General features: G+C 30.9%; 17 protein-coding genes and 1 tRNA gene. 6 read left to right on the forward strand and 12 right to left on the reverse strand.

Features of this window, described 5'->3' with window-relative positions; all coding sequences use genetic code 11:
* The 9 genes from B3I31_RS12540 to B3I31_RS12580 form a co-directional block, all read right to left on the reverse strand.
* Nucleotides 1-1,371 (reverse strand): type I restriction-modification system subunit M (locus B3I31_RS12540; RefSeq protein ID WP_291088102.1); only part of this gene is annotated, 1,371 nt, incomplete at its 3' end.
* A gap of 81 nt (nucleotides 1,372-1,452) precedes the next feature.
* The gene (locus B3I31_RS12545) at nucleotides 1,453-2,604 is read right to left on the reverse strand and encodes a hypothetical protein (RefSeq protein ID WP_291060338.1); all 1,152 of its coding nucleotides are present in this window, start codon (nucleotides 2,602-2,604) and stop codon (nucleotides 1,453-1,455) included.
* Nucleotides 2,582-5,098: an N-6 DNA methylase gene (locus tag B3I31_RS12550; RefSeq protein ID WP_291060336.1), complete on the reverse strand. Its 2,517-nt coding sequence runs from the start codon at nucleotides 5,096-5,098 to the stop codon at nucleotides 2,582-2,584. Before B3I31_RS12550 ends, B3I31_RS12545 begins: the two co-directional genes overlap by 23 nt.
* 18 nt (nucleotides 5,099-5,116) lie before the next feature.
* A complete protein-coding gene (locus tag B3I31_RS12555; RefSeq protein ID WP_291060334.1) occupies nucleotides 5,117-6,103 on the reverse strand; it encodes a helix-turn-helix transcriptional regulator in 987 nt (328 codons plus the stop codon).
* Between the two features lie 147 nt (nucleotides 6,104-6,250).
* The gene (locus tag B3I31_RS12560) at nucleotides 6,251-6,877 is read right to left on the reverse strand and encodes a hypothetical protein (RefSeq protein WP_286475131.1); all 627 of its coding nucleotides are present in this window, start codon (nucleotides 6,875-6,877) and stop codon (nucleotides 6,251-6,253) included.
* A gap of 53 nt (nucleotides 6,878-6,930) precedes the next feature.
* Nucleotides 6,931-7,536, reverse strand: coding sequence for an ATPase (locus B3I31_RS12565; RefSeq protein ID WP_286475129.1), 606 nt, complete (start codon nucleotides 7,534-7,536; stop codon nucleotides 6,931-6,933).
* 15 nt (nucleotides 7,537-7,551) lie between these two features.
* On the reverse strand, nucleotides 7,552-8,346 hold the full coding sequence (locus B3I31_RS12570) for a hypothetical protein (RefSeq protein WP_291060331.1): 795 nt from the start codon (nucleotides 8,344-8,346) through the stop codon (nucleotides 7,552-7,554).
* A gap of 110 nt (nucleotides 8,347-8,456) precedes the next feature.
* Nucleotides 8,457-9,104, reverse strand: a complete 648-nt coding sequence (locus B3I31_RS12575) for a DUF6266 family protein (RefSeq protein WP_291060329.1) — start codon at nucleotides 9,102-9,104, stop codon at nucleotides 8,457-8,459.
* Between the two features lie 1,574 nt (nucleotides 9,105-10,678).
* A tRNA-Ser gene (locus B3I31_RS12580) sits at nucleotides 10,679-10,763 on the reverse strand.
* Between the two features lie 177 nt (nucleotides 10,764-10,940).
* Here B3I31_RS12580 and B3I31_RS12585 point away from each other — a divergent pair.
* From B3I31_RS12585 to B3I31_RS12600, 4 genes are all read left to right on the forward strand, one after another.
* A complete protein-coding gene (locus B3I31_RS12585) occupies nucleotides 10,941-11,363 on the forward strand; it encodes a GNAT family N-acetyltransferase (RefSeq protein WP_291060327.1) in 423 nt (140 codons plus the stop codon).
* Nucleotides 11,364-11,404: 41 nt separating this feature from the next.
* Nucleotides 11,405-12,580, forward strand: coding sequence for an MFS transporter (locus B3I31_RS12590; protein ID WP_291060325.1), 1,176 nt, complete (start codon nucleotides 11,405-11,407; stop codon nucleotides 12,578-12,580).
* 353 nt (nucleotides 12,581-12,933) lie between these two features.
* Nucleotides 12,934-14,406 (forward strand): TrkH family potassium uptake protein, encoded by a 1,473-nt coding sequence (locus tag B3I31_RS12595; RefSeq protein WP_244958011.1) that lies wholly within the window; start codon nucleotides 12,934-12,936, stop codon nucleotides 14,404-14,406.
* Nucleotides 14,407-14,415: 9 nt separating this feature from the next.
* Complete coding sequence (locus B3I31_RS12600; RefSeq protein ID WP_135836030.1) at nucleotides 14,416-15,111, forward strand: potassium channel family protein; 696 nt, start codon at nucleotides 14,416-14,418, stop codon at nucleotides 15,109-15,111.
* Here the strand turns inward: B3I31_RS12600 and B3I31_RS12605 are convergent.
* On the reverse strand, nucleotides 15,098-15,478 hold the full coding sequence (locus B3I31_RS12605) for a hypothetical protein (RefSeq protein ID WP_291060323.1): 381 nt from the start codon (nucleotides 15,476-15,478) through the stop codon (nucleotides 15,098-15,100). The two genes, B3I31_RS12600 and B3I31_RS12605, sit on opposite strands and share 14 nt — an antisense overlap.
* Nucleotides 15,479-15,731: 253 nt before the next feature.
* Between B3I31_RS12605 and B3I31_RS12610 the strand changes: the two genes are divergently transcribed.
* Entirely contained in the window at nucleotides 15,732-16,070 is a 339-nt protein-coding gene (locus tag B3I31_RS12610) for a hypothetical protein (protein WP_291060321.1), read from the forward strand.
* 61 nt (nucleotides 16,071-16,131) lie between these two features.
* Here the strand turns inward: B3I31_RS12610 and lysA are convergent, their stop codons facing one another.
* Together lysA and B3I31_RS12620 are read right to left on the reverse strand one after the other, a co-directional pair.
* On the reverse strand, nucleotides 16,132-17,343 hold the full coding sequence (lysA, locus tag B3I31_RS12615) for a diaminopimelate decarboxylase (protein ID WP_286495417.1): 1,212 nt from the start codon (nucleotides 17,341-17,343) through the stop codon (nucleotides 16,132-16,134).
* Nucleotides 17,344-17,505: 162 nt separating this feature from the next.
* On the reverse strand, nucleotides 17,506-18,639 hold the full coding sequence (locus B3I31_RS12620) for an MBL fold metallo-hydrolase (RefSeq protein WP_291088106.1): 1,134 nt from the start codon (nucleotides 18,637-18,639) through the stop codon (nucleotides 17,506-17,508).
* A 128-nt stretch (nucleotides 18,640-18,767) separates the two neighbouring features.
* Here B3I31_RS12620 and B3I31_RS12625 point away from each other — a divergent pair, with 128 nt between their 5' ends.
* Complete coding sequence (locus B3I31_RS12625) at nucleotides 18,768-19,316, forward strand: YeeE/YedE family protein (protein WP_114999312.1); 549 nt, start codon at nucleotides 18,768-18,770, stop codon at nucleotides 19,314-19,316.

Here is a 19,316-nt window from a genome sequence, read left to right on the forward strand (position 1 = left end):
TAACAAGGGGAAGATTACAATCACTTCTTTGTATTTGTTAATACTTAAGTCATACGCATTCTTTGCAATTTCTTCTTTTGGAACAAAAAAACTTTGGTCAGTTCTTGCTTTGTCCACTTCGTTCTCTCTTTTATGGAATCTTGTAATAATATCTGGGATATCATTTTCTTTCACAGGTGCACGTTTATCATCTAAACTATACCCATCTGCTTTCATATCATAAAACCATACATTTTCTGTACCACCAGCATTGGTTTTTGTAAACACTAAGATGGCAGTAGAAACACCTGCATACGGTTTGAACACACCACTTGGCATAGAAATAACCGCTTCTAACGCTTGGTTTTCTACAATTTCTTTTCTAATCTTTTTATGTGCAGTAGAAGAACCAAATAATACCCCATCAGGAATAATTACAGCACAACGACCTCCAACTTTTAGTCCTTTTAGCATTAAACCAAGAAAAAGTAATTCTGTCTTCTTAGAATCGACTAACGCAATTACTTTTTCATCCACAGCATCTTTATCTAAACTTCCTTTAAATGGAGGATTAGCTAAGATTAAAGATACTTTTTCTTCAAAATCTGCATTAGCTTGTGATAAAGAATCTACATCTTTTAGTTGAGGGTTTTCAATCCCATGTAGAATTAAGTTCATTGCTCCAATTCTAATCATGGTTGGGTCAAACTCCATTCCTGTAAACATTTCATTTAAGTAATGTTTTTGTACTTCAGGTTTTAGCAATTCATCTTTGTAATTTTCTTGTAGATATTCTGCAGCACCAACTAAAAATCCACAGCTTCCCGATGATGGGTCGCAAATGGTATCTTCAGGAGTAGGCTTCATCATTTCTACCATCATTTTGATAATATGTCTAGGAGTACGGAATTGTCCATTACTTCCTGCAGAAGCAATTTTGCCTAACATATACTCGTAGACATCACCTTTTGTGTCTTTATCATCCATGTCTATTTTATCTAACATCTCAACTACCTGTGCTAATAATCGAGCAGTAGGAATCATAAAATTGGCATTCTTCATAAACTTAGAAAAGGCAGTACTTTTCCCACCAAAGTTTTTCATAAAGTCAAAAACTCCATTCTCTTTTTGGAAAAGTTTATACATTTCTTCAGGAGAAACATTCTTAAAGTTACTCCATCTTAAATCCTGGTTTTCTTCTGTGTATATGTAGTTAGAAGTGTTACCTGTAATAATAGCTTGTTGTTCGGCTCTATTCTGTAACTCATCTAATTGTTTGATAAAAAGTAAAAAAGTGATTTGCTCAATAACAGATAAAGGATTTGATAATCCTCCACTGTGAAAAGCTAACCAAACTTGGTCTATTTTAGACTGTAATTCTTGTGTGAACATATTTATGTTAGGATATTTCTATTCAAAATTAGTGCGAAAATACGATTTTGAAGTTGAGTATTTTAGATTAATATTGGTTAATTATGATTCTTTCTTTTTGAATTTTTGAACAAAATAGGGGTAATATAGTTTTGTATTTGGATTCGTGTTTTCTGCAAACATCTCTATTATCATTGTTTCTCCTATGTTAATATAAGTAGGTACACTTTTATAATTTACTAAATATTGCTCTACATAATAATTCCCTTTTTCGTCTTGACAAACAACTCCTTCGATCATTGAAGAATTATCTTTCTTTTGCCAACGGGATTGGTTTACTGTTTTGTCTTGGTTATTTCTGATTAATTCTCCAAAATAACATAAAATTTCTAGCAAACCATAGACGATGCTTTTGTACAAATACCCTGATTTATGGTTACGCGAATACTCATCGATTTTATAGGTTAATCCTCCTTCGTTGTGAGAAGCATCTTGCACAATTTTTAATACACTGTATACTGTTTCTCTGATCGTTGAATGGATGAAATCAGGATCTGTAAAATCGTAATTTGGATGTTTCGCTGAAATAAATAAAGACGTGCCATTAATCCAACCTTTTTCTTCTGTAAATCCTTCAGGGATAATATGAACATCAGATAAAGCTTTAAACAGACTTTCGATAATTTTACGAACTTTGGTATAGTCTTGATTACTATCGATTTCTTTAAGGATGTCTAAAAGTGTGGACTGGTGTTTCTCTAAGGCTCCAATTCCTTGTATAGCATGAAAAACTGAATGGTATTGCTGACGGATTTGAGAATTGGGATTGTCTTGCACCGCAGTTTTAATCATTTCCAATAATAAAGGGAAATCGTCATCGTTGTTTTTATTAAATACTTTCCCTTCAGCTTCGAAAGTTCCCTTGAATAATTCTACAAAGGAATGTTTATCTAACACAAAATTTGTCTGTCCTGAGTAAATGAAGGCAGGAAGAACCTTGCCTTTCATTTTCAAATTATCTAATGTTTTAGCGACTTCACCAAACGCATTATCTGATGTATTTGTAGCTTCTTTATTTATGAAGAATTTACCATCTACAATTAATGCATCGTATAGATTGAAATTAGCTTCTAGTTCTTTTAATCCATCAGTTGAATTGTTAAAACCAATCAATTCGATATCTTGTAAAATAGCTTCCTCTTTTAAAGGAATGAATTTTTGATGTTCGTCATCAAACCACAGTACTTTCATCATAGTCTTTAAATATATATTGAGCAGGTAAGTTTAATTCCATCGAAGTTACAAGATCATTTGATGAATATCTTTCCATCGTTTCGTCTGTAAATGTAAATGCACCACCCATTAATTTCATTACTTTATTCACATACCATATACCTAAGCCATTCCCACTATTTTCGCCAAAAGATTCCCCTTTGCGTGTTAATTGTGCGTGTGTAATATCCTTTGGTAAAGGATTACCATTGTTGCAAACATGAATTTGAATTTCTTTAAACTCAGTATCATCAAAATGTATTAATTGGATAGAAATACGATTTTCCTCCGATGAGGTATAGTTAAATGCATGCTTTTCTGCATTTTCGATTAAATTATCCAATACATTACGTAATAAATCCTTATCTGCATTGATTTCTATTTTATCGATGTTATTCTCCGCTAGAAAATCTTCCTGAAATTCACCTTCCATTCGAAATCTTCCATTTGCACGTACTTTTACCCCTTCGATGTATTCTTTTAAAAATTGAATCAAATCAAATTCTTCCATTTTCATTTGTTGAAATTGATCCTCTTCATTTCCTACCATACGATTAACAGCCATAGTAATGCGATCTAAATCCGTTTGCATTAAGTTTAAATACCCTTCAAAAGTAGTAGACAACTTCTGATGAGCTGTAAGTTGAACTACCTCTGGATAGTTTATCTTGATTTGCTCGTCTGTAATTTTCTGTACAAACTTTAAAGCTGATTTTACATTACGTAAAGCACCTGCAATTTCGTGTCTGAATAGACTATTTTCATCGCTTATAGATAATCTTTCATCGATTTCTTCTTCTTTTCTATGCTTTGCTCTTTCACCAATATAATTTGTGAAATTTTCTACATAGATACGTTTTTGTTCCTCTAAAGAAGGAACTTCAATGACGATATTTAAAAGATCTTTTACTCCAAGTGCAGGCATAAAACTTCCTTTACTTAAAGCCTCTACTTGAGCTACAACTGAGTCGGATTGTAATTGATTGATTAGGTATTTCCAATCGACTTTGGTTTCGTTAATCTTTAAGGCTACCACATCATTGTTTTTTAAAAAAATAGGGGTATCCTTAAACTCGAAATAAGTTGGTTTCAACTTGTTGAATCGGGTTGCTACCAATACACAAGACTCTGAAATCATACGGGTGTATTTCGTGATTTCAACCTCATCAACTGAATTGATCTCTAGCTCATGATTAAATCTATCATTTTGTAGGTGTTTAATCGTTACGACTTTTCCAACTTCTGGGAGGTTTGAGTTTTCTCCTCGAATAATTGATGAGAAATCACCTAAAGGAAGCCCATTTATCTCATCCAAAAAATAGATTTTTGGCGATAAATTAAATTCTTTCTCTCCGATACGCTGTCTATCAATGTATCTAATAGCAGGTGTATTCTTTTTATCTTTAATTAAATTAATTAAAGAATCAGAATCGAGTGTATTTATTTTATTTTCACCTTTGTAAATGAAAGATGTTGCATCAATAAATGTAACTTTATCAGCCTCCTCTCGGTGCTTACTTAGTTTTAGAATTACAGTATCAATGGAATGACTTGCCACTAAACCTTTCGGAAGGTAAATAACTGTATCAATTAAATTTTCTTCTACTAATCTTTTTCTAAGCGATGAATCTTTTTGTGTATTTAAAAAATTTAAAGGAATTTGAACAATTAGTTCCCCGTTAGCATTTAATGCATCAAGACTTTCCTCTATAATGAAAGATTCATTAGAAATTCGATTTCTATGTTGAGTAACACGCAATGATCTAAAAGATGGTATTGAAATAATAGCATCTAATGCTAGATCATTTTTCCATTCTTCAAACGAATTTTCTAGCTTGAAATTTAAAGTAGATTTTCCATGAACCAGTAAACGTAACATTCCGATTGCCCAAAATCTTTCATTATCTTCTTGTCCGTAATAAATCGCCTTATCATTTTTTAATGCTACTCCTAAAGATGCAATTGTAGCAAATGGATTATAAATTTTAGTTGCAGAAGCATTAATTAATGCAACCATTAATTCAGCAATACTATTCGGTAGCTCAACATGACTAAAAATTTGCTTATTCGAAGAACTAATTTCCATTAACATTTCTTCAAAATGCTTAATGAATTCTTCCGTTGAAACATTACCAAAATTAGAAAACTCAATCGTAGATGCTATGTATCTAATGTTTTCATTTCCAATTGCTATTAAATCCTTTTCGTATATAGAAAATAATTGAAATAAAACTTTCCCCGTTGTTGAAGAATTATCACTGTACGTTTTAACTTTGATTTCATCGATAAAATCAGCATTATCTTTTGCCGTATCGATGTACCCAAAATGATGCATAGTAATGATGAACAATAAAACATCGTAAGTTTCTAACTCTTGATTCCCCTTTAAAATACTTAATGATTTCCAAATCACACTTTCTCTATAACTTCTTAACATACGTCCAACTTTAAATTGTAATGCAAAGTAAATTACCAACTATGCAATGGTTTTGCACTAATAAAAATCTTTTAATTTTTCAATTCTTTCTTTTAATCTCTGAACTAATTCTATTGGTTCTATTACTTTCATATTTTCGCCATACGAAAGAATTAAAGATTCTAATTCGTAATTTAACTTAACTTTAATTTGTAATCTATTCTCTGCTATTTTTTGAGAACCATGAATCGGTTTTGATTTGATGTAGGGGATGATATGCTCTGTTAGTTGGATTTTAACCTCAGTAAGTTCTGTATCTAAATTATTTGTAACCCCAATGATATCCTCAAAATACTCATCAAAATCCACTTCTGTTGGAATGTAAGTTTCCTTATTAATTTCGATCCCTTGAATTCGATCTAATGCCAAATTTTGAAGGTATTGATCCTTATGGTTCCACCCAAATAAAAACCAACGTTTGTTGAATTGTTTTAAGTGATAAGGTGAAATACAGAATTCTTGTTCATTTTCTGTTTTAAATGATTGATAAACTATTTTGATTGTTTGGTTGTTTTTGATGAAATTATATAAGGGTGTTAGATGTTCTAATCCTATCAAAAATTCGCTTTCCTCGAATGAAATTAATTTTTGATTTCCTTTGTTATCTTTCACTTCATTTAATTTAGCTTCAATATTTTCTATTGCATCAATCCCAGGAATCCCTTTCATACGAGAAAGTAATTCTAACGTATTTTCTAAGGCTAGTTGTTCTTCTTGGTTTAATGGTTTATTTTGAATTGTAAAATTAGGATCTTCATAACGGTAAAATTTTTTACGGCCGTCTTTTATTCCAATGATAGGTGCTTCATATCCTGCATCGCTTTCCATAAACTCCATATCATATAAAATTTGACGACGAGAAACAGATGTTTCTTCACCGTAATGATTAGACAAGACTTCATTACATTTTTCGATCAAATCGTTGATATAAAACTTACGGTATGGATTACTGAAACATTGGTCTAATGTTTTGTATCTGATTAATGCGTTTTTGTTGACAGCCATAAACGAATATGAATAGTTGTAAATTTAATAAAATAAAAATTGCTTCGAACGGCAAAGTAAAGATATAAGTGTGCAATAAAATTGCAGAGATTAGGAAAGTATTAAATAAAAAAACTCAACTGGGGAGTTGAAGATGATTAAAATAATTTATAAACTAGAAATTTCACCATCTTTTACGTATAAATAATCTAACCATCCTAATTTATATTTACCTGTTGGAGCTGGTTTATCATTAATAAAAACTTTATCACCTATAGTATATCCTATAGATAATTTCGTTTTTATATTTAACTGAATTCCATCTAACGTATTAATAGTATTTAAATAAAAATCTGGACGTACAATATTTTCATTCTTAAAGGATTTTTCACTAGTATTATTTTTAATGTATTTATAATCAATAAAATCATTAATTTGTTGAAGAGAATTAATAATTCCCTGAACTTTATTTTCATTAATGAATACTACATATTCATTTCTTCCATCTAATTTTAAAATAAACAGGTTTTCATCTAAAAATGAAGGTGTAAAAAGGTAGTTTATATTCTTAATTTCTAATGAAACCAAATCATTTGTTATATAATCCCAACTTGATTTTTGAATAATTCCATTTTCAGATATTAATAATTGATTATTTTCTCTAAAAATAAACGAGGATTTTTCGTCTGATTCATCTACTAATATCCATTTTTTATTTATAATCAAAGATTTATCATCTAACTCTTTAGAATATGAAGTTATTTTTGAAATGATATCTAAAATGAAAGTTTTCATAATACAAATACTTTACACGAATATAATAATTTATTGAAAAGATCATATTGTATTTAACTTCTCTTATCCTTCCTATCCGCAGGAACAGAAAGTACATTCATCATCTGACGAAGGCGAGAGCGTACACGTTCGGTGTAATACTTTTCGATTTCGGAAGCAGATAGATTAGTTGTGATGTGGGTTTTGATGTTGAGGTTCATGAATAGGTCGTAGCGAGAAAGAATAATTTCTGCCATGACGTTGCATTCGTTCCCGAAATATTTGATGTTGTTTTCTGTTCCTAGATCATCGAAGCAAATGTTTTTCATTGGGAAATCCAACGGGATTCCTCTGCTGTATTTGTCGATGGTGTTGTAGCCTTCTTTGATGAATTCGAATGATACGTCTCTACATGTAGTGTAAAAGAATTTTTGTTCTTTGACCATAATGCGTTGCATTAAACGGAACCACGTTGTTTTTCCGATTCCGATTGGTCCAGTTAGTAAAATTCCTTTGTCTAGGTCTATTGCTAACTCCTTGCATTTTTCTTCGTCGTTTAGGAAATAAGCAGCTAAACGGACAATATATGGGAAATCCTCTTTTTGAAAAGTGTAATTTGGGTGAATATGTTTACGTCCCTGTTGTTCCAGGTGAAATAAAAGTTTTTGATAATTGATCATAGCATTACAATTTGGTTATAAAGGTTCGTCGTATCGTTTGTTGATGGATGTGTCTAATGGTTTTTGAGTTGTAAATTTTGAATGTGTAGTGTATTGGGAAGCATTAATCATCCAATTATTCGCAGCTGCTTTCAACATTTTTAATTTTTGTTCGTATTCCGTAAAGGAGCAGTTGAAATAGTAGTTGAATCCTTTTTGAATTTCATAGTAAGTAAATTCCGTATCTGCTGTAAAAGCATAAAGTGTTTGGTTTTTTTGCAGGCATTCTTTGTAAATTAATTTGAGTTTTTGAATGGGAATATGATAAAACTTTTTCCAGTTTCCCTTTAATTCTTGACTTTTGACTTGGATCGAAACACAGTAATAAGTAAATTCATTTTGTTTGTGTCGGTGGATAAAACCTGCAAGATGATGGTAACCGTCTGATAAACCTGAAATATCAATAAGAAAAGGAAAATATTGGTTTTGATTATAGTTGATTTGTCTGTTGTTTTTTAATAGTTCGCAAATTGCTTCTATGTCAACATTAAAATCTATGGATAGGGTTGGGGGACGAGGACATTCGCAGACATCATTGAAGTAAAAGATTAATTGCGGAATAAACAACAGTTGTGATTGATAATCTTGTATCGCAAACAAATTGATTTTTTGAATAAAGCCAAATGCATATTCTATCATTTGCATATACTGTTTGTTTAGGATATCTTGTTTTGCCTCGACTTGTGGTTCAATTTTCTTGATTACATCCCCATATCGATGAATAAAAAAGTTCAGGTACTTGATATATTCTTCATATACTTCAATTTTCATAGGCTCAAAAATTAAAATTGAAAATGCTTGTAGTAAAGATGTATTTGTCTAATATACAATAAATTATAATGAAAACAAAAAATCCCCTCCAAAAAGCAGAGGGGAAGTGATTAAGGTACAGTGATTTGACCTAAATAAACAGACGGTGCAGCGTCTTGTTTTATGACGGATAAAAAACTCATCCATACATGTATATCTGTTCCTTGATATTTTGGTAAAAATTGTAGTACATAGGATTCTTCGGAGCGTTTTACGGTTGTTTGTACAACCGTTGATTGTGCTTTTGTATTACCATCTTCTGCATACAATATAACTAAGGTGTCATTTTGATCTACAAGTTCTGTTGCATTATTGGTCCATGTAATCGTTGCCGATAGTGGATCGTCTGCTGTAATATTTACAGGTTGTGGTTCAAGTAAATTACCTTTTGTGAATTGAATGTTGTTGTACTGAATAGAAAAAGTTAACGTATCCATATCACATGAAATGGCTTGTAATAAATTTGCCATCGCTTGATTGTAAGGTGATTTTAGTCCAGACCTTTTTCCGTAATAGGTTTTAGCCAATGCTTTATACCCTTGTATAAATTGTACAGCAAAATTGAATCTGTCTTTTATAACTTGTTGTTTTGGCGTTGGTATACGATTTGATTTTCGTGGTCGCATACGAGATATTTCATGCCCTTCGATATTCGAAACAACAATTCGTCCAGTACGACCTCGCGTACCAGACAATAGAGAATCTGTAATTTTTCCCATTTTTAATAGATTTTAAATTAAACTTTATTTGACTTGGTTCAGCAACAATTCGAATGTAGACTGAATAGCTTTAAGTAATTGAAACCTGACGAGCCGTGAACGAAATTGGTGGATGATGAAGGGGAATGATTGCTAAGGATGTAGATGTTAGATATTAGTATTGAGGGGGTTGTAAAATGTACAATGTATTATGTAAAATGTAGATGTTAGATATGAGATATGAGATATGAGATATGAGATATGAGATTTGAGAAGTGAGATTTTAGAGTTGTATTATGTACAAAGTATTTGAGCTTAGGACTAAGGAAGAGATTCTGAAACGAGTTCAGAATGACAAAATCTGTTGTTTAAAAGTGAATTTGAATATTGAAAAGGATGAAAACCAGCATTAAAACTCTCACGTTAAGAAAATGTTTGAGTGCAACGTTAAAAAGATTTTAGGCCGTAGGGTTTTTTTAGATCTTTAGTGAAATGAAAATATTTTTAGTAGAGAGGTTTACGGCCTTGACTTGCTTGTGCTGAGCCTGCCGAAGTATTGATTACTTTTTTGCTCTCTTCCCTGTAAGGCATATGAATACCGATAATTAAAATAGATAAGCTATGAATAAAAAAGTGATAGAAAGATTTCTCGATACCTCGAAATGACATATTGAATGCGATTCTGAGACAAGCCCAGAATGACAAAATCCGTAAAACATTAAGCGTAGAGCGCAAAGCTTAATAAAACCTATGTTTCTATTGTGGTTAGAGAAATTAAGTGTTAAAAAGTGTTAAAATCCTGTATCGGTGTATATCCAAAATGACACTTTTCTGTATCGGTTGTGTATCCGCGCTGTATCCATTCTGTATCCATTCTGTATCCATTGTATATCCGTTCCGTATGGTTTGTTCGGTGTTCGTATATCGATGTTAAGTTGTAAAATGTATTATGTATTATGTATTTTGGTTTAAGAAATAGGATCTGAACATAATTTAGGATAATAAGAAAATAATTAATAGTTCTTTATTACGTTCTTTTTATTGATGACTTATTATTGTATTCATTTGAATTCATGTGCCCATCAGGGAAGTTTTAACACAAAAGGAACCAAAAGTTATTCATATGATTTATTATTATTTTTAAGGTATTCATGAATGCAAAGCATTACAAGACTGCGATTTTCAACGTTCAATCTTCATTTTACTCCTTAAAAATATAAATGACTCGCTATCGCTCACAAATCTTTTATACGCTCGTTTAAATGGGTTGAAGCTAGTCTGAAAATTGTATGTGTTTCTTGAAATTCGTTGATATAAGTGAATTTGAGTATTAATAACAAAAAAGCGTACAACGTAGAACGTTAACCATAAACCGTAATAAAAAACAAAACCTCAATAGAACAATCTATTGAGGTTTCTTAGCAGAGAGTGAGGGGGTATTTCATGTTCCTTAGAAAAGAAAGTAATTCTAAGAAAACTCTACATACTTCGCATCTATTATTTTTTGTTTTTCCTTTCAGTCTTATGAAAATGAAATTTTCAACAACTTCAGAAAAGCAAAAAACCCAACAGATTACTCTATTGGGTTTTATTAGCGGAGAGTGAGGGATTCGAACCCCCGGAGGTGTGACCCTCAACAGTTTTCAAGACTGCCGCATTCGACCACTCTGCCAACTCTCCAATAACGCAGTGTATTGCGGTATTGCGAGTGCAAATATAGAACGCTTTTTCGTTTTTCCAAACTCTGAAATCAATTATTTTTAAAATAATTTTTAACAAAATGATTCTCAATAGAATATTTTTTATTCTTTTTTTTGAAAATAGTCATTTATATCTTTGTTGTAATTAATTTTAGTCATGATTAGAAGAATTGAAGAAGTAGATTTTGCGAGATTGAGAGACATTTGGGAAAGTTCGGTTAGTAACACACACCATTTTTTAGCAGAAGAAGATTTTGAATATTATAGAGAAAATTTACCTAATTATTTTCCACATGTAGCCTTATTTGGTTACGAAATCGGAAATCAATTGGTAGGATTTGTAGGTGTTGCAGCACAAAATCTTGAAATGTTATTTATTCACAATGATTTTCGAAGAAAAGGAGTAGGGAAGGCTTTGTTGGATTTTTCTATTCAGGAATTGAATGTGAAATCGGTTGATGTGAATGAACAAAATAAACAGGCCGCAGAATTTTATTTAAGCCAAGGTTTTAAGGTTACTTCTCGTTCTGAAAAAGATAACGAGGGAAAAGCTTATCCTATTTTGCATTTGAGTTTATAATTTCAGGAGAGTAGCTTAACTTTGTCGCATATTTTTTAGCCATGCTTTCATCAACAGAATTATCATCAACTCAAAAGAATCGCATTCGATTCGCTGTTTCACTCTTCTTTTTTTCGCAAGGTTTAGCTTTTTCGTCTTGGGCAAGTCGCATTCCGACGATTAAATCAGATTTAGGAATTTCAGAAGGTCAATTGGGAACATTACTTTTATTGATGCCAATTGGGCAATTGTGTACAATGGCACTTTCAGGAAAATTAGTCGCGAAATTTGGAAGTAAAAATGTCTTACGAATTGTCGTTTTAATTTATCCTTTAATACTTTGTTGTATAGGTTTGGCTCAAAATTTTTATCAATTAGGTGCTGTCTTATTTTTCTTTGGAGTAATAGGAAACATGTGCAATATTTCGGTGAATACGCAAGGAGTTGAAGTCGAAAAAATATATGGAAAATCGATTATGTCCTCTTTTCATGGTGCGTGGAGTATAGCTGGTTTTACAGGTGCTTTGATTGGTTTATTGATGATGAATTTGCATGTGAATACATTTTATCATTTTGTATTTATTTATGGCTTAATTATTTTGAGCTGGTTCATTAATAAAAAATATTTAGTCGATTCTACACCAGCTCCAGCGAAGGAAAAGAAATCTATTTTTTCAAAACCAGATACTGTTTTGGTTCAACTAGGAATTATAGGTTTTTTGAGCATGGCAACAGAAGGTGCGATGTTCGATTGGAGTGGTGTTTATTTCCAAGATATCGTAAAAGCACCTCAAAATTTGGTTGTCGTTGGTTATGCTTCTTTTATGGTAATGATGGCAACAGGACGTTTCGTTGGTGATTATTTTATCAGTAAATATGGAAAACAACGCGTGATGCAAATTAGTGGAATTTTGATGTTTTCTGGTTTGATGCTTTCAGTATTTTTTCCTCAATTTATTGTGTGTACAATTGCATTTATGATGGTTGGATTGGGTGTTGCGTGTAATGTTCCGACAGTTTATAGTGTAGCGGGAAAAAACAAAAATGTAAATCCAGGCGTTGCATTGGCAATGGTTTCGAGTATCTCTTTTTTAGGATTTTTAATGGGACCACCACTGATTGGTTATATTGCTGAAGCTTTTGATTTGAGATATTCTTATGCGTTATTTGCTTGCTTTGGATTGATTATGGTTTTTATGGTTGGTAGAATGAAAATCTTTAAAAACATTAATAACTAATTTATAGCTTTTCAAAAAAAAAGTAATGATTAACTTGTAAGAAGTATACATAATTATAAATTTGCCTTTTTAATTATTATGAAACAAATATGTTTCGAATTTTAGTAAACAATAAGTTTTTTAACGTAATCCTTTCAATATCGTACACATTAGCTATTATAGCATTATTGGTAATGTTTGGATTTGGATTTCCTGTTGAGTATAAACTTTATATAAACATTTTTTTTATCATTCTACTATCTGTCGGAATTTTAAGAACAATACTTAAATATGTTTATTTTAAAGAAAAAATTATTCCGCGAGTCATCATTTTTGATATAGTAAGTATACTATTTATTCTTTATTGCATTAAAATGCAAATAACCGATTATAGTTGGTTTTTTGTCAGCAAATATTTGCAATTTGCTATTGTTTTAAAATTAGTAAGAGAAATTGCTACACCTAACCTTAATTTCAAACGTTCTGTAATTACTCCTCCCCAATTATTTATTTTCAGTTTTTTTATTTTAGTTTTTGGAGGAGCTTGTTTACTTATGTTGCCAAAAGCAACATATCATCCAATTTCTTTTCTAGACGCACTATTTACAGCGACGAGCGCAGTTTGTGTAACAGGATTAACTTCTGTTGATACTTATATAACTTATACGCCTGTTGGTCATTTTATTTTAATGTTATTAATACAAGCAGGAGGTTTAGGTATTTTGACATTTGCTGGATATATTGCTTATTTTTTCAAAGGAAATAGTTCTTATGAGAATCAAATAGCATTAGGAAGTATTGCAAACAACGATTCTTTGAGTGAAGTTTTTTCTTTTGTAAAAAGGATTATCTATTTAACTTTTGGTATCGAATTCGTAGGAGCTGTATTAATTTATATTTCAATTGCACCTTATAATATTAGTATTGTTGACAAATTATTTTTTAGTATTTTTCATTCAGTTTCGGCTTTTTGTAATGCAGGTTTTTCTACATTGCCAAATGGATTAATGAACAAAGGTTTTGTTCACAATTATGGATTTCAATCTGTTCTAATCACATTGATATTCTTAGGAGGAATAGGTTTTCCTATCTTGATTAATATTCTACGTTATACAGATTATTTAATCAGAAAATTAATTTCAAAAATTCTCCATAATAAAAATAATCGTAAGAATTGGGTTTTTACATTAAGTTCTAAAGTTAATTTAATCACCTCATTAACAATACTAATTATTTCTACAATCATATTATTCTTCGAAGAATATTATTCTACATTAGGACAACATCAAGGTTTCGGAAAGTTTATTTCAGCTTTATTTATCGCCATAACGCCTCGTACAGCAGGTTTTAATAATATAGATTTTTCTCACTTACAATTCTCTTCCATACTTTTGGTTATTTTGTTAATGTGGATTGGTGCTTCACCAGCATCAACAGGAGGAGGAATTAAAACGAGTACTTTTGCAATTGCAATTCTTAATTTTATTAATATTGCACGCGGAAAAAATAAAATCGAAATTTACAAAAGAGAATTAAGCCCTATCAATGTACAAAAAGCTTTTGCTACAATGACCTTATCTTTTTTAGTCATTGGAATAGGAATATTTTTAATAACAAAATTTGATAATCATTTACATCTTATTGATGTTGCATTCGAAGCTTTTTCAGCTTATTCTACTGTTGGTTTATCATTAAATTTAACACCTACATTATCAGATCCAAGTAAAATTGTTGTCATTACAATGATGTTTATTGGTCGTGTTTCAATGATTACAATTTTGATGGCTTTTTTTAAGAAAACTGTTTCATCTAATTATCGTTATCCATCAGATGATATTTTAATTTAAAAGAAAATTATGAAAATAATAATTATAGGTTTAGGAAATTTCGGCGCGGCGCTTGGTAAGAAAATGGTAAAGCTTGGTCACGAAATTATCGGTGTTGACAATAATATTCAACGTGTTGAAGCTTTGAAAGATAAGTTATCCTATACCATTTGTTTAGATGCAACAGATGAATTATCAATTAATAAATTACCACTAAATAATACAGATATTGTAATTGTAAGTATTGGGGAAAATGAAGGTGCCAATATTATGGCTACTGCTATTTTTAAAAATAAAAATGTAAAACGTTTGATTAGTCGTTCTATCAATTCTTTACACGAAAATGTTTTGCAAGCAATTGGAGTTACAGAAATTATTCGACCCGAAGCTGAATCTGCAGAACGTTGGACAAAAAAACTAAATGTGAAAGGAGTTGTAGATTCTTTTGAATTAAACAAAGAGTTTAGCATTATAGAGGTTGTAACACCAAATGAATTGGTTGGAAAAACATTTGATGAAATCCAATTCAAAAAGCAACATAATATTTTGGTAATGACAATTATTAAAAACAAAGAAGAAGCTAGTTTTTTAGGTCAATATAAAATTGTTCCAGAAGTACAAGGTTTTCCTACATCAAATACAGTAATTACAAAAGATGATGTATTGGTAATCTATGGAGCAAATCAAGAAATTTATAAATTCTTAAAGAAATTTAATATTCAATAATCTTATTCTTAAACTCTAATACATGTGGTTTATGGAATTTTAAGTAAAAAATAATTCCCATAAAATAACAGACAACATCTAATATATCTGCTGTATAATTCGAAGAAAATTTTGGCATAATTACTTCTAATAAAAGACTCAAAACGCAAGCTGTTATAATTAAATAACTTGTTGGATAAATGTAAACTTGATTGTTGTATTTAATCTTCGAAATGATATAACTTCCTAAGTGCGTCATAGCAGGTACCGCAAAAATATCAGTTAAATAATGGTTGAGATACTCAATTTCTATGGAATAAATTCGGGTAAGTTTGATAAAAATCCAACTCAGAATATAGAAACTAAAATAAGTATCAAACAGTTTCATTTATTAGACCACAACAAGAATTATTAACACACAAAAAGCTCCAAGAATCATCAAAAATAGGAAGAAAGCATCGTCTATTAATTTTTGAGAGGTACTTCGTTTGTCTTTTTTTTCTTCCATTTTATAACTTTTAGACAAAAGTATTTAATTCATCTCGAATTGCATAAGACGAATGTCATTGTAAAGTTTTTAAAATTGAATAGATTAAATCTTGAAAATATTTTCATAACTTTAAAACAGTAAATGATTGATAATGAAAATACTTTTATTCTTTCTTTTTCCAATTGCTCTTTTTGCACAAGAAGTTGCTCAGAATGATAATTTAAAAAATAAATTGTTGATGAATTTTACTCAACAATCTGGCTATTTTGATTTTAAGTATTCGCAAGATTTATCGCTTGAAAAGAATAATGAATTGATGGAAGATTATTTTAAAAATTATTCAAATAAACAACAAGATGTTTCTCCTTTAAAGCCAGTTGAGAAAAGAATTCCTTATGAATATGATGATTCAAAAACATACGGACAAAACTTAATAAGAAGTGTTGTGCATGAGATATTTTTTAGTAAACCACTGAAATTAGGGAAATAAAAAAAGCCCAATCCTTAGATTGAGCTTTAAAATACTATAAAAATATATAAAAATTCTGAGCTTAGAATTTTATATCCTCTGTTGTTGCGATTAAATCTTGAATTGTTTCGCGACGACGAATTAAATAATCCTTATCGTCAATTAACAAGACCTCCGCAGGTTTGAAACGCGAATTGTAGTTCGAAGCCATCGAGAAACAATATGCTCCAGCATTGTGGAAACACAACACATCTCCTTCGCTAATTTCATTTATTTTACGATTCGATCCAAACGTATCTGTTTCACAAATATATCCCACAACTGTGTAATAACGGCTACGACCTTCTGGATTCGAAATATTTTCAATTTCGTGATGAGCACTATAAAACATCGGACGAATTAAATGGTTGAAACCTGTATCAATTCCAGCAAAAACAGTAGAAGTTGTTTGTTTCACAACATTTACAGTTGCTAAGAAAGATCCTGCTTCAGAAACCATATATTTTCCTGGCTCGAACATTAATGTCAAAGGTTTTCCGTACGCTTTTTCGAACTCGTTGAAACGAGCTGATAAACGTTCTCCTAAATATTCAATATCTGTTTCGTCTGCGCCTGGATAGTAAGGAACTTTAAATCCTGATCCAAAATCGATATAAGATAAATTCTTGAATTCTGCTGCAACTTCAAATAAAATTTCAGCACCTTGTAAGAAAACATCAATATCTAAAATATCAGAACCTGTATGCATGTGAACACCATCCAAATGTAAACCTGTATTTTCTACAACACGTTTGATATGTGGTAATTGGTGAATAGAAATTCCGAATTTTGAATCAATATGTCCAACCGAAATATTTGCATTTCCACCTGCCATAATATGTGGATTAATACGCACACAAACTGGATATTTAGGAAAATCTTGACCAAATGTTTCTAAAACAGAAAGGTTATCGATATTGATGCGAACACCTAAATCAATTGCTTTTTTAATTTCAGCATACGAAACACCATTTGGCGTATAAATGATTTCTTTAGGCTTGAAACCCGCCATTAATCCCAATTCTACTTCTTGAATAGAAACTGTATCCAATCCTGAACCAAGTGATTTGAAATACTTTAAAAGATTAAGATTCGTGTTCGCCTTACATGCATAATTTAACTTTAAACGTTTGACTGTAGAAAATGCATTTGTCATCTTTTCATATTGCGATTTAATTTTGTTCGCATCATACACATACAGCGGCGCACCATATTTTTGCACCAATTCCAATAGACGTTCTCTATTCAGTTCCATTTTGTTTATTTTTTTGTTTAAAGTTAAATTTCAGTTGCCAAAATTACGGAATACAAATGGTTTTATGAATAAAATTCAGAATAAACTTGTTATAAATCAATAATTTCGAATATTATTTAAAAATTTGAAAAATATTTCGAACATTATTCGAGAATGAATGTTTTAATCCCTCCACCATTCTTTAAAGTGAAAGACAGAATCGTTCAAATTTAGTGGTTCACCAATCATAGGCGTCAAAATATCGAGCTTATTTTGCTTACCATTCTCTATAATTTTTTCCAAAGGTTCGTCCCAAGCATGTTTTGCCAAAGCAAATTTTGCAGCATGTACAGGAATAATATGTTTAGCTTTTAAATCGGTAATGATCGCAGGTAAATCTGTTGGTAAAGCATGAATGTATTTCCAAGCATCGTTGTATTGTCCATTTTCTAGAATCGCAAAATCAAACGGACCATATTTTTCTCCAATTTCTTTGAAATGCGTATCATAACCGCTATCACCACCTAAAAATATTTTTTGCGTAGGTGTTTCCAATACATAAGAAGTCCAAAGTGTTGTATTTCGTTTAAATTTTCTACCAGAAAAATGACGAGCTGGTGTAAAAGTAATTTTTAAGTTATTTTTTAATGAAACGCTTGTGTTCCATTCTTCTTCGATTAATTGTTCTGGTAGATAATTCCACTTCTCGAAATGTGCGCCAACTCCAAGCGGAAGAATCACTTTCTCCACTTTTGGACGTAATTCTTTCACTCTTTCATAATCCAAGTGATCGTAATGATCGTGTGAAATAACCAAATAATCAATCTTTGGGAAATCTTTTGCGTGATACGTATTTGCTCCTTTAAATGCTTTATTGAAAATTGGTAAAGGCGAACCGTAATCACTAAAAACAGGATCGATTAGGAAATTAACACCATCCAATTGAATATAATAAGACGAATGTCCCAACCAAATAAATACATTTTCAGATTTATCAATAGATTTGATATCCGTCTGAATATGCGGAATAGAATCTTTCGGATTGAGTTTTGGATTTTTCGCACCAAAGAAAAAATCCCACATCACTTTTTTGGTATCAAAACCTTCTGCAAATGCAGGTGTGTGATGAATATTTTGAAATTGTCCATTTTTATACAACTTCGATTGTTTCATTCGTTCCAATCGTTTTCCAGTTGCATCAGCACCAAAAGTATCCATTTGTAGAATAGCGAAGGTTGCAATTACAAGAATTACAATCAAACTTAATAGGAAGTAAAGCATTCGTTTAAAAACTTTTCGTTTATTGATTTTTTTCATTAATGATCAAATGTATAAAATTCTTGGATTGCTTTTGAAATAATATATCTTAAGTAAACTGTAACATTTGTAACTTTCATTTTAATTTTGATTTACCAACTTTGTACACGTTTTAGAAAAAATACAAAATGGAATTTATCTTACAACCTTGGCCATGGTATATTGGCGGACCAATAATCGCAATTGTAATGCTTTTATTGATTTATTTCGGAAAAAGTTTTGGATTTTCATCAAATTTCAGAACTATTTGTTCAGCTTTGGGAGGAGGAAAATCATGTGATTTTTTCTCGTTTGATTGGAAAGCTCAAAAATGGAATTTATTATTCTTAGTTGGCGCAGTAATAGGAGGTTTTGTTTCGATACATTTTTTATCAGATAATCAAATACCTGAAATTTCAGAAGCTACAATTGCAAAATTGAATGCAATGGGATTTGAAAGTGCAGGAAAAGCATATTCTCCAACCGAAATTTTTGAAACGATGTCTGTTAAAAATATTGCTTTATTATTTGTTGGTGGATTATTAATTGGTTTTGGAACGCGCTACGCTGGTGGTTGTACATCTGGACATGCGATTTCAGGTTTAAGTGATTTGCAGTTACCTTCATTAATCGCTGTTATCGGCTTTTTTATCGGTGGACTTTTGATGGTTCACGTTTTGTTTCCTTTAATTTTTTAA

Origin of the sequence: Empedobacter sp. UBA3475, from assembly GCF_002378465.1 — a bacterium.
In the GTDB taxonomy this organism is placed as follows: Bacteria; Bacteroidota; Bacteroidia; order Flavobacteriales; family Weeksellaceae; genus Empedobacter; species Empedobacter falsenii_B.